At 69.3% G+C, this 12,303-nt stretch carries 7 protein-coding genes and 1 pseudogene; 6 read left to right on the top strand and 2 right to left on the bottom strand.

Annotated elements, in window-relative coordinates:
• Positions 1-180: 180 nt before the first annotated feature.
• Positions 181-708, top strand: coding sequence for a hypothetical protein (locus RB628_RS37025; RefSeq protein WP_318325036.1), 528 nt, complete (start codon positions 181-183; stop codon positions 706-708).
• 18 nt (positions 709-726) lie between these two features.
• Entirely contained in the window at positions 727-1,089 is a 363-nt protein-coding gene (locus RB628_RS37020; RefSeq protein ID WP_318325035.1) for a protein NO VEIN domain-containing protein, read from the top strand.
• A gap of 24 nt (positions 1,090-1,113) precedes the next feature.
• Here the strand turns inward: RB628_RS37020 and RB628_RS37015 are convergent.
• Positions 1,114-1,531 (bottom strand): annotated as a pseudogene (locus RB628_RS37015) (transposase); the annotation flags it as partial.
• A gap of 338 nt (positions 1,532-1,869) precedes the next feature.
• Positions 1,870-2,160 (bottom strand): hypothetical protein, encoded by a 291-nt coding sequence (locus RB628_RS37010; protein WP_318325034.1) that lies wholly within the window; start codon positions 2,158-2,160, stop codon positions 1,870-1,872.
• A 474-nt stretch (positions 2,161-2,634) separates the two neighbouring features.
• Between RB628_RS37010 and RB628_RS37005 the strand changes: the two genes are divergently transcribed.
• Genes RB628_RS37005 through RB628_RS36990 form a run of 4 tightly spaced genes read left to right on the top strand, consistent with a single transcriptional unit; the run spans position 2,635 to position 12,107 of the window.
• Positions 2,635-3,411 carry a DUF6338 family protein gene (locus RB628_RS37005; RefSeq protein WP_318325033.1) on the top strand — a complete coding sequence of 259 codons (777 nt, stop codon included), beginning with the start codon at positions 2,635-2,637 and terminating at the stop codon, positions 3,409-3,411.
• A complete protein-coding gene (locus RB628_RS37000; RefSeq protein WP_318325032.1) occupies positions 3,408-4,442 on the top strand; it encodes a hypothetical protein in 1,035 nt (344 codons plus the stop codon). The genes RB628_RS37005 and RB628_RS37000 overlap by 4 nt, the downstream gene beginning before the upstream one ends.
• Positions 4,439-7,675: a CHAT domain-containing protein gene (locus RB628_RS36995; RefSeq protein ID WP_318325031.1), complete on the top strand. Its 3,237-nt coding sequence runs from the start codon at positions 4,439-4,441 to the stop codon at positions 7,673-7,675. Before RB628_RS37000 ends, RB628_RS36995 begins: the two co-directional genes overlap by 4 nt.
• A gap of 1 nt (position 7,676) precedes the next feature.
• Complete coding sequence (locus tag RB628_RS36990) at positions 7,677-12,107, top strand: Clp protease N-terminal domain-containing protein (RefSeq protein ID WP_318325030.1); 4,431 nt, start codon at positions 7,677-7,679, stop codon at positions 12,105-12,107.
• Positions 12,108-12,303 lie beyond the last annotated feature (196 nt).

Below are 12,303 nucleotides of genomic sequence, written 5' to 3'. Positions count from 1 at the left end.
ACAGACCCACTGGCCACAAACCTGAAACGGTGACCCGCGAAGTCCGGGCCTAGACCGCTCGCCGAACTCCGCGAAACCAACCTCGCCTTCCTCCCCGATGCGCTGCGACGTCTGCAGCAGCGAATCAGCCAGTGGCAGCACAGCACTGGCACCTATGCGGCCCCTCACCAACTGCCCCTGATGCAGGCAGTGGTGGAGGGCATGCACGCGGACGGCACCACCGACTTCACCGTTCTGAACACGGCCTCCCTCACCACGTGGCTGCAATCACACGGCCACTGGCCCGCCGGTATGCCCACCACCTGGATTCCGGCCGTCCCTGCCCCCACGTCCACACCCGGCACCGCGCCAGGCCCGGCGCCGGTCTCCGGCACTGCAACCCCACCCGGGCCAGTTCCGGTGCCGGGCCCCCGCACTCCGGCCGTCCCAGGAACACCACCACCAGCGGCGACGACCAGCCCGAGTACCGGGACCGCCCCGACAACACCTCCCGACCGGCGAACGCTGGGCGCAGCCATCGCCAAGGCCCTGACCCCCGCCCGCCTTGCCACCCGCACCACGGCGCTGCCCGCGCGCCGCCGCACGCCCGTCGCATCCCACCCCCGCCTGGCCAAGTCCTACACCGGCGGAGGGGTGAGCGTCACTGGCCCCGACCTTGAGGAAACCGCCACCATCGGATACCTGGGTGAGATCGCCGCAGGCAAGTGAATCGAACACCACTACGGCGTGCCGCCCCGGCAGTCCTGGCGTTCCAGTACCCGCGCGGAGGAGTACGGCGACGGCATCGGCAGCGACATCCTCGGATACGACTTCCTCATCGAGACCCCGCAGGGGCACCATTACTTCGAGGCCAAAGCCACCAGCGGCGACGACCCCTCCTTCATCCTCGGCTCCTCTGAGATCCGCCGAGCCCAGAACCTGGAGGACGGTGAGCAGTACACCATCTTGTTCGTCACCTGTGCCAAGGACCCGGCCCGCATCCGCGTCCACGAACTCGAAAATCCCTACGGCCCTGAAGGGGGACGCTTTTACGACATCGTCACCACCGCCGTCACTGCGCGCTTCACCCTGCCCTCTACCGGCTCCTGACAGGGCCTCCACGATCACCTGCCCGTCTACGGCCGGACCGTTCGCCCCGGCCAAATCCCAGACCCGCGACCGCACTTCGGCCCGCGCCGACCGGATCGCTGTGAGCGCCTTCGGTCCGGATGCGGCCAGGGCGTCGATGAGCCGGGAGACCGTGGGGGTCGGACGCCACGGGGCCGAAAACGCCGGGCTCGGCCCGCAGCATGGCGACATCGGCGAGGCAGTCCCCGCCCAGAGCGACTCCGAGCGCGACATCCAGCAGGATTTTGCCCGGATCGTGCACTGCCCGTGGCTTGCGCCACGGCGCCAGCGCCGCCGATATCGCACCGTCCAGGCCCACTTTGCGGACCGTCTCGGCCAGCAGCACGGCCCCGGCCTGCGAGACCGTCCCTCTGCCGCCGCCCTCGACTCGGACACGCGGGTACAACCCGATACGCTTGCTCACCTGGAGAGTGCTTCTTTCCTCGCAGCTGACAGGACCCTAGACAAGTCCCATCGTTGCAGGTCAGGAGCACTCTCCGCTTATTTGATCAAGGCATGGGCGAGTGCACCCATGAAAGCGCGAGGTTAACGCCACAGCGTCGACGACGGCGTACGGAGCGATCAGCTGGTCCAACCCGTGCGTACCGACTACACCCCCGCCCGAGCTGTGGCTGAGGGAGGAGCGGCGAGACTGAGGCCAATGCGGCAGGTGGCAGTCGTCGTTGGGCCATTCGGGAGTAGGGCGCCGCGGGCCGTTCGGTCCGATCCGGGACGGGCTCGCGATCAACGTAAAACCCGCGATCAGCCCATGGAGGGTGCGGGCAATGCCGCCTCCCACACCAGGCCGGCCAGCTCGGCACGGCTCAGGTTGGAGTAGGCGGCCTGGAGGGACAGTCCCTTCTTCACGATCACGCGGCTGCACTCGGCGTTGTAGCGGACGCCGACCGTGATCGCGTAGCGGATCTGTCTGCTGTCGGCCGCCTCGGCGGCGCGGGCGTCCACGCCGCCGAACTCGGACCGCCGGGCAACGTTGGCCGCCATCCCGAAGGACCACGCCAGAGCGATGTCGTGCTCCGACTGGATCGTGACCATCGGACCGGTCAGTAGCTTCTTGTCGACGAGGTCGCAGACGTATCGCCCCCAGCTAGGTCTACCGGACCTGACGCTCAACTGCCAGGCCGATAGCCCGACATCACCCAATCAAGTTCAGTAGCTGTCTCGTCAGACGATCTCGTGTCCGCCTACGGTGGTCTGCTCTACCGTGGCTTCGGGGGAGGAGGGGGAGGCGGAGGGCCTGAGGCGCGTGGAGGCTTGACCGCCGGTATCGGATCGCCGAGCGGGTCTCCAAGTGGCCCGTCCCAATCATCAAGGTCAGCGTCCACCTCCGTATCTGTATCGGTGTGCATGTCGGCGTCCTCTTGCGGAACTGAATCGAACTCGGCTTCGTGATCCGGCACCTGTATCTCCCTCAGGAGTGCTAGAAATCATTGCCCGCATACTAATGACCGGCAGGTCGGTTAAGAGCGACTTCATATGTGTTCGGATCGTTCGCCGTGAGGAGCGCCCGTGCCCACGAACGTCGTCGGCTTCGTCATGCTCGTCGTGCTCGCGCTTCCCGGATACGTCTACCACCAGGCGTTCGACCGGCACGTACCGAAGAGGGTGCACACTTCATTTATGGAGCTGGTGTCCATCCTGTTCGCCAGCGTGATCGTCGATGCGGTGGCGCTGTCCCTGCTCAAAGCGGGTTCGAGTCTCGGGTTCTGGTACACCCCCGCGTTCCGCGCGCTCTACCGAAGCCCGCGCACGTACATCACGGACCACTTCACAGCGATCTCGCTCTGGTCCGCCGCCGCGCTCGCTCTTGCCTGCGTGATCGGATACGGGGCGGGCGCGGGCCAGTGGCAGAGCTTGCTTCCCGCGCTCGTGCAGAGCCGACTGCACGCGCGGACCAGGCGGCTCGAGCCTCAGCACTCCGCGTGGTGGCTGTTGTTCAGGGAACACCGTGACGCAGACGTCTACGTCGGCTGCGTCCTCGACGACGGAAGCTATCTGGCGGGACTCTTGCATAGCTACAGCCGGGTGCCCTCCGAGCACGGTGACCGCGAACTCACCTTGCGGGGTGACATTTCCTACCGACCGCCCGGTGACGACGTGACGGTTGTGCTGCCGGAGGTCAACGCGGCGGCGGTCAGCGCCCGGCGCCTGACCTTTCTGACGGTGAGTTACGTACCGCGCGCCGCAGACCTGTCCGAGCCGGCGGCCGCGGGCCCTCCGGCCGCCTCCACCCCCCCACCACTTCCGCTCCCTCTGTCGCCTCACCAAGCCAGGAGTAGCCGGTGACCGTCGTGCTTGATGACCAGTGGGGAGGCTGCGCGGCGAGCGACACTCTCGCGCGGTTGCTGTTCCGTGCCCGGGCCCTGGCGGCAAAGGAGCGGTCGGCCGAGGTACTCGGCGGTCACCTTCTGCGGGCGGTTGGTGAGGCCGCAGCCGGACCTGCCCCGTCCGTGCTGCGTGATGCCTTGGAGACGGTGGGCTTCTCGTACGACGCCTTACCACCACGGGCGTTACCCGCACCGACGGGTCCGCTTCCGGACCCGCCCATGCCCGACATCGCCACCCGCGCTCTGCTGGCCACCCTTGTCACCTGGGCAGGTCTGACCGGCGACACCCGTGTGACAAGCCTGCATCTGCTGGCGGCCCTCGTCGAGGACTGTCCTGAGGCCGCGGAACTCAGGGAGTCGGGCCTGACGGCCGATGTCGTCCTCCGTGCGGCCGCCCGCCACCGGTACCGGACCTCCGACTCCGACGAGGACACTCCCTTCGCACCGGCCCGGCCGACGCAGAGTGATCTGTTCACGGTGGAGAGACCGCCCGCGATCGAAGAACTCAAGCGACGGACGCCCAAGTTCCTGCCACGGAAGCTGACGCGAGCGAGCGACCACGTCATGCCCGAGTTCATGAAACGGCTGAACACTCCTCGCGGTGTACGACAACTCCGATGGATCGCGCTGCTCCAGCCGCCGGCCGAGATCGCGCGCTTGGCCACGATCTTCGCGCTGATCGTGCAGGGCTTCGGCCCTGGTCCGTGGTGGCTGCTGTTCTTCCCATTCCTCGTCTGGTGGCCGGCGAACCAACTGCCCCCTCCGTATTGGCTGATCGTGAAGGGGATACCGGTGCTCCTCGTCCCGGGACCACTGCGCTACGCCGTCTGCTGCGCCGTGCTCCTGGACCTTCTGCAAACCCACAGCCAGCTGCTGATGAAACGGGTGGACCTGACCGAGCCGGGGCTGAGTCTCAGCGGGTTGGCGGGACGGTTCTGGCGCGCGCAGTTCGAGCGCGTCCTGGGCGACACAGAGATGGTGAACCGATGAGTCGGCAGCCGGGCGAGGAGCGGCGGAACGCTCGTATGGCACCCGAGTTCGGGAGCGAAAGGGCGGCGACCGACTGGCTCGCGCGACGCGGCGGCCCAGAGGATCTCGGGGCGGAGAAGCTTGTCGCACCGATCAGCCTGCTGGTGACCAAACGAGTGGCCTCTTCCGAGGCGCTGGGCGGCCTCGGCGCGACGCTGGCCGTGATCCCCGCGATCATTCGGGACCACCGCGCATGGCGCCGGCACAAGACCAACCGGCGCCGCCTCGGCCTCTGGCTGGTCGACGGCCTGGCGCTGGACGCGCGCACGAACATGCTCCATCCGACCTTGCTCCGGCTGCCCGTTGGGCTGACCGCGGCGGCAATCACGTTGGGCCTGGAAGGCACCGGGCAAAGACAGTTGTTCGCCGCCGTCATGATTTTCGCGGCCGTCAACCTCCTCACGATCCGGAACTTCCGGTGGGCCGCAGGGCCTGCCGTGGCCGCCCTGATCGCGAGCCCCGGCCTGTGGTGGCTGGACGCGCTGGCGGTGTACGCGGCGTTCCTCGTACTCGGCTCTTGGGACCTGTGGCAGATGATGGGCAACCCGTGGTGGGTGCGTGGGCCCGCCTTCGCCTTCGTTCCGGTGCGTACCCGGATGAGGCTCAGGGTCCACCGCCAGTGGTCGTCCTTCGTGACAGCGGTGGACCTCGCCTCCCACGGCCGGGCCGACTCGGCCGCCTCGTTCGTCGCCGCCATACGGAAGCGGCCGGTGCCCGCAGTCTGCGAACCGGTTCTGCTCATGGTCCGTGCCCTGCGGCAACTGCACGCGGAGGACCGGGCAGGCGCGCTGCTCACCGCGAGGGAGGCCGCCGAGGCGGCGCGGAGCGCGCCGGACCCGCTGCGCGGCTGGTGTCTGGCGGAGTTGTCGAGGGTGCTCGCCGCCAACGGGGAGGGTGATCGAGCGGCGACCGTGAGCGCCGACGCCGCACGGCTGCTGTCGGGGCGCAGGGGCCGTACCCACCGCAGACGGCTCCTCATCGAGGAGTTGGACCGCGGGATGGGTGAGAAACCGCTTCACAAAGCACTGCGTGACGTCCATACGATGCGGCGCACCGCGCTGCGCTCTGCGGACCAGTGGCTGACGCTCACGACCGAATTGTGGCTCGCCCAGCTGCTACTGCGCGCCGGGAACGAGGAGGGCGCCCGCTACTCCCTGCGGGGCGCCCACCTCGACGACGCACGCTCGGACTTCCTCGTGACACCTGACGAGGCGGCCCGTGTCCGGCTGCTGTCGGCAACGGTCCTGGTGGACCGGGAGGAGACACGCGACGCTGGTCGGCGTGACGCGCTGGCCGCGCTGGCCCAGGTCGACGCCCGTACCAGACCGCTCGCCGCCGCTGCCGCGAGGCAGGTACTCGCCCTCGCGGACGAACGGGACGGACATGAACGGGCGGCGCTCGCTCAGGCGGTGCAAGCACTGCTCGCGGTGCACGAGACCCGCTACCAGGTGGGTACGGCACAGGGACGCAAGCTCTGGGAACACATGCAGCTAAGTGCGTACGGCACGGCCCTGAGGCTGTCCTCGCGGCAAGGCAGTGGGACGAGCGCGGTGGTCGCGGAGATCGTCGAGACGGCCAGGGGAGAAGTACTGCCCCGGCGCATGGACGATACGGAGCTGGCCCGACACAGGGCTCTGTGGGAGGCGGTGAGCGCCGCACAACTGAGGGGAACTGGAGGAAGCGACAAGAGCGGCAAGGCGGAGACAGGGAGCAACAGCCGGTCCGACGCCGACCGTGGCGACAACGCCGGCCGCCCCGGACGGGCGGCGCTGGCGGAGATCGGGCTGAGTCCTGTGCGCAGACCCCCTTCGATCACCGTGGCCGGCTCGCGGCGGCTGCCCGCTGGGGCCGTGAGCGGGGGCGGGGCTCGCGGAGCCGACGCGGAGAAAGCAGATTTTGACCTGGACCGGGCGCTCGTGGCCGTCGCGGGCCGCTGCTGGTACTGGAGCGCGGTGACCGTCCAGGACCGCTACTACTGGACTGTGCGCACACCGTCCGGAGAGTGGTCGCACGGCTGGCGGCCCCTGGGTCCGGGCACCGAGGCCGCGCTCGCCGACACGGAGCTGCGCGATGCCCTGCCGCTGCCGCAAGCCGATGAGGCGCCGGAAGCACTGCGGAGGAGGGTCACGAACGGCGCGCTGTCCGCACCGGCGAGCGACGGGCGCGAACTGGCCCTGTTGCGTCGGGTGTCCGCGGCCTTTCTGCCGGAACCCCTGGCGGAGGGCTTGGCCTCCCACACCGGGACCACAGCCTCCGTCGTTGTGGCGCTCCCGGCCGCACTGAGCCATGTCCCGGTGGCGGCACTGCCCTTGACCGCCGAGCGCGACGTACGCGTCGTCGACGTGGCTCGGGTGATCCACGTACCCGCGTGGGCTGTGATCGGCCAGTGTCTGGCGCGGCCCGCTGGCCGGCTCGGGGCCTCGGGCGAACTGAAGCTGGCCGTGCTCCGACCGGACGCGGCCGAAAGCGATACGACCGGGGCGGTCAACGAAGCCTCGGGGCCCGAGCAGGCCGAGGCCGGTGTGCGGTCCGCGGCGAAGGAGAAACTTGTCCTGCGTCCCCCCGGGCCCGCCAGACGGGTCCTGCGCGGACCTGTCACCAAGGAAGAGCTCACCCAGGCGCTGCGGCAACTCGACGCCCTGGACGAGCGTGACGGGCTGCTGTACCTCCTCGGCCATGTCGGCGTCGTGCCGGGCAATCCCTATCTGAGCGGACTGCGGGTCGCCCCGACGCCCGGAGACGGCACCGAGCCGGGCGGTACAGCGATGTTGTCGATGGCCGACATGTTGGGCAGCCCGGACGCGGGTTCCGGGACCGCGAACGAGGCCGGTGTGAGCTGTCCCGTTCCCCGCAAGGTCCTGGCCGTCGGCTGCGCGAGCCTCGGGCTGGAGTTGTCCCCTTCGGGGACCGGGGCGGACCGGGTCCACACTCCGGTGAGTGAGTGGCTGGGCCTCGGCTCCGCGCTCTTGCTCGCTGGCGCGGATCACGTCATCTGCACGGTCTACCCGGTCCTGCACCCCTCGGACCAGTTGGAGGCCGCCGCACGGCTCCTGACCCGGCGGCTCTGTGCGGGTACCACCCCGCCGGACGCCCTGCGCGAGATGCAACTCGCCCACCTGAAACGGTGGCGCGGAGGAGGGGGCGGCAGGCCCTTCGTCTGGCAGGCATTCGCCTACACAGGACTGGGAGGCTGAGGTGCGCCACGTATGGCTGCTTGCCCGCTGGGGCCCGATGGCGGCCGGACTCTGCTGGTTCGGCCTGTGGTACGGAGAGCCCTGGTATGTCACGGCTTGCCTCGCGGTCGCCGCGCTCGCACGGCCGTGGCAGTTCCTCCTCGGTGTGCCGGCGGCCGGGGCCGCCTGGTTTCTGGGAGCTCCGCTCTGGCTCGCGGTCGCTGCCGCGTTCTACCGACTGCTCTACGAGGTGCCGGTATTCGGACTGACCTCGCGCTTCGGGACACCGCCGATACGCATGCTGCGGCTGACCCCCCGTCTGAAGTGCGACCACGGTCGGACCGAATCGGTGCGCAGGGCCGATACCGACATGCGCGAGGGTCGGGCGGCCTCCGCGCTCGACCGCTACCTGCGCATCCTTGCGGACCACCCCGCCCCGTACACGGATCCGTGTGTACGAGTCCTGCTGATCCGCGCGGCGGAGGCGGCCGTACGGTGCGGATGCCCGCAGATCGCCGAGGAACTGGCGGCCGGCGCCCTCCACGGTCTGGAGTCAGCGCCTGAGGGCCACCTCGCCGTCGTGGCGGCCCGTGCGGGCGCCCTGCGGGCGCAGGCCTTGGGGGAACTGGGTGACTGGAAGGGAGCGTCTGTCGCGCTGCGGCGGGCGCAGAGCGTCCCGCACACAGACGGCCCCACCGACGAACTGGTGCGGACCACGGCGGTTGGGGTCCACTTCCACGACACCAGACCGAGCGCAACCCTCGACCAGGAGCTGGACATCGGTGCGGGCCTGCTGTCGGAGCAGAAACTGAGTTCCGGCGACAGACGCGTCCTGATGGCCCTGCACATGGTCATCGGAGGGCGTCTATTGGCGTCCGGGCAACCTGCGGAAGCCGTGAAGGCGTACTGCCAGGGCGGGACGAGCAGCGGCGTCTACGAGCGGATCGGGGGCGACGACTCGGCTCTGGAGCGATGGCGTTTCCGGATCGGACCGCGATGGAGGGGCGCCGTACGGCTGTGGCTGGCAACGGTCTGCGGGCAGATGCTGAGCCAGATCGCGAACGGGGAGAAGGTCGCCGGCCCACTTCGCGACGAGTACGAGCACTGGGTGGCCCTCGCCCCGTCGTTCGAAGACCCGCTGCTCACCGCGAGACTTACCGCTTACCAGGTGTCGCTGGACCCCGACGGCTCCGGCGACGCAAGGACAGCAGTCCGGCACCTGATGGAAAGCCGGTCGTTCGTCTTCGCCGACCGGGCGGCGCAGGCCGGTTGGGCCGCGCTGCACGCGGAGCCGGGCACCGCGGACGACCTGACCTGGTGGACGCGGACCGGTGACCGGGCTCGGCTGCCGACGTCGGTACACGAAGCGGAAGCCCTATTCACACGGCTGAACGCCGCGTCCCCGCGCGTGTTCGGCGCGATGCACGCCAGGGTCACCAGGACCACGGACACGCTGGCGACGCTGCTGGGTGACCCGGCACGGAAACCGGTGCCGGCGCCGGTGACAGATCCCTTGTCCACGGCGACCATGGCTGTGAAACCCGTGCCCCCTGTGGTGACGCCCTCGGCCCCTGCTGTGACTCCCGCGACCACGGCGGCGAGAATCGGGGCAGTACTGGCCGGGTCCTCGATGTCACCACCAGTGACGCCGGTGTCCACGGCGGCGAGAATCGGGGCGGTGCTGGCCGAGTCCGCGCCGTGGGCGCAGGCGGCTCCATCGATCACCGTTTTGCCGAAACCCTTCACGCGATCTACCAGCCCGGGCCCGTACACCGACCCGCAACTGCCCGGTCCGCGCCGACCCGAAGCATCTCCCCCCAGCCCCTCCTCGCAGGGCAGGCTCGGGGCACCGAGTTGGCTGCCCAGGGCCGAGGCCCTCATCGGCGGGCGCTCCTGGACCCTTCTGACAGCGGTCGCTGAAGCCCACCTATTGGGACACGGCCACGTCGGCACCGAGCATCTGCTGCTGGCAGTGCTTGGCGACCCGCTCTGTGCTTCGCTACTGGAGCCGTTCGGCGTCGGCCGCACGGCGGTCCGGCGGGCGACGTCCGCCGTACTGGCCCGGAACCCTCAGAGCACAGTCGGCGCGACGCTCGCTGGGCCGGCCCTCGAAGTCCTGATGAGGGCAGTGGAAGAGGCCGAGCGGCGCGGTCAGGAAAAGCCTCGTCCGCTCCATCTCCTCGCCGCCCTGCTACGGCAGGAGACCGGAACCCCCACGTCGCTGCTCGCCACCCTCGGTGTGGATCCACGAGAGATCCAGGTCAGGGTCTGCCACTGGCTGTACGTGGAGGACGTGGCGGCCATCGGCCCCGATCACTGGCCCGGAGGGCTGCCCGACCCGCTTCCGTTCACCGCCTGCGCCAGGGCCGTGCTCATCGACGCGGCTCGCGTGGCACAGTCCTCAGGCCCCGCGGGGTTGCTGGGGCTATCCGAAATCTCGGCCGCCGTCACCGCCCAGGACGTCACCGCCCAGGACGTCACCGCCCACCCGGCGGCCATGACAGCCGGACAGCTGGTGCAGGTAACCAACAGTGGCCAGCGTGTACTGCGCATGGCGGTGTCCCGGGCGCACGACCTCGGGCACCCTGGAGTCGATCTCGACGACCTGTCATGGGCCGTTGAGAAGGCCGCATCCAGTACAGGCACTGGCACCAGCACCGAGGCGGAACACGGTGTCGGCCGAGTCCCGTACGGGGACACCGCCGTGATGGATGCGCTGGATACGGCTGCGGCGGCCGCCGCAGCCGACGGGTACCCGTACATCGGCCCCGAGCACCTCGTGGCCGCCCTGGACACGGCACGCGTTTCGTCCCCCAGGGCGCCCCTGCCGCTCACGCCCCTGCCACTCACGCCTCTGAGTAAGCACGCGCTCACGGTCGCCCGGGCGCGGGCGGCGGCGCTGAAGCATCCGGTCTGTGACGCGGACGACCTGCGGCACGGACTGACGGCGGTCGGACTCCGCCCGATGACCGGCACCGAAGCGGCCCCCGCCGAAACACCTCCGCTGCTCACACCCGGCTTCGAGCGTGCGATGCGATGGGCCCTGGAACAACAGGAGAAGGACAGCAGGGCAGCTGCGGCCCGCGCGAACGTGGCAGGGCTGCGCCAGGCCCTGTGGCAGCGTACCGAGATTCTGCGCTTCCTCACCATGGCCGATCCCCACACGTACGAAACCCAGCTGGTCGCAGGACTGGCAGCCACCGCGCATCAGCTGGGTGTCGGCCCGACCCTGGACGCCACCCTGCGTCAAGCGGCGTCCCGAGCTCGTGACGTCCGCGCGCGTACCCCCGGCGAGGCGGGGCTTCTTGCATACGCCGAAGCCTTGATCGAGATGGGAACCTGTCTCAGCCGACTGGGCAGGAAGGAGGAGGCGGCAGCGTACTTCGAGGAGGCCGCGCGGGCGCTGCGCGCAGGCGACGACGATGCGGCGGACCGGCTCCGAGGTGTGGCCTTGCTCCAGCACGCCAAGTGCGCGGTTGCCGTCACGCCTTCGGCGGCCGTGGCTCTCCTGTTGGAGACAGCGGGCCACTACCTGACGGCCGCAGCCGACGGCGGGCAGCCCCAGAGGGTGGCCCTGGCCGAACCCGCCCTCTTCGTCATCGGCGCGCTCACCGACCTGAACGCCCTCGAGCGGGCCCTCGAGGTCACCACCCGGACCCTGACTGTGTCCGGACTCCCGGCGCGAGACCTGATGGAAATGCACCTCCGGCGCGCGGACTTGCTCCGGCAGTTGGACCGAGAGGACCTAGGGGTCTCCGACATGACCGCCGCCGTCCTGCTCGCCCCGGACGACCCGTACCCCGTGATGCGCCGGGGCATGCTGCTCCTTGACCTGTGGCGCACGGAAGAGGCGCTCGCGGACTTCAGCCGTGCGTCGGACCTGGCACCGATGTACCCCGCCCCCAGACGCCGACAGGGACAGGCCCTACTCCGCATGGGCCACTTTGCTGAGGCTCTCTCCGTGCTGGAAGACGCCACGACGAATTTCCCCTATCCGGAGCCAAGCGGCGATGTCCTAGTGGCCCTCGCTGCAGCCCTGCGCGAGTTGGGCCGAGCGCAAGAGTCTCTCCACCCTGCCAGGGCCGCGTACGCACAGGCGCCCGACTTCCCGTGGTTTCGATACCAGTACGCCCTCTCGCTGCACATGACGGGCTCAGTCCGGCACAGCAAACTGCATCTGGGCGGAGCGATCAGGAAGGAGACCGAACGGCTGAGCGGTCTGGCTGGGTCCGGCACTGTGGCGGGGATGTTGGCGGGAAATCTGACGGTCTACTTTGCTGCGTTGGGAGCTGCCCGTCAGTCCCGCAAGTTGCTATTGACCGCGCTTACGACCATCCATCACCACACCTGGGCGTTGGCCGACCTGCGAGGGGACTTGGAGGAGTTGTCCCGCACGGTCCCTACGTCCATGACCTTGTGTTCTCAGCTCCTGCGCATGTTGGACGTTGAGTAAACGGCTTGAGGACTCGTGACCGAGAACCGCACCTCAGTACACGGACAGGGAATCAGTGAGGGTTTTCAGAGTGGCCCCCGGACGGGTGACGGCGGGACCATAAGCAACGGACAGGGTCCCCGTGCCGTTGAGAGAGGTGTCTAAGGGCTGTCCCGTAAATGATCTTCGAGCTGTCTCAGGCGTGGTTCGCCGTCGT

The sequence above is a fragment of the Streptomyces sp. ADMS genome (genome assembly GCF_033441795.1).
Classification (GTDB): Bacteria; Actinomycetota; Actinomycetes; order Streptomycetales; family Streptomycetaceae; genus Streptomyces.
The sequence above is the reverse complement of the archived record's forward strand: the minus strand, read 5'-3'. Positions and strand labels throughout refer to the sequence as shown.

Excerpts from the sequence above, each read along its gene's own strand:
- RB628_RS37025 (WP_318325036.1), top strand. The coding sequence starts at position 181 with ATGCAGGCAGTGGTGGAGGGCATGCACGCGGACGGCACCACCGACTTC.
- RB628_RS37010 (WP_318325034.1), bottom strand. The coding sequence starts at position 2,160 with ATGGTCACGATCCAGTCGGAGCACGACATCGCTCTGGCGTGGTCCTTC.
- RB628_RS36995 (WP_318325031.1), top strand. The coding sequence starts at position 4,439 with ATGAGTCGGCAGCCGGGCGAGGAGCGGCGGAACGCTCGTATGGCACCC.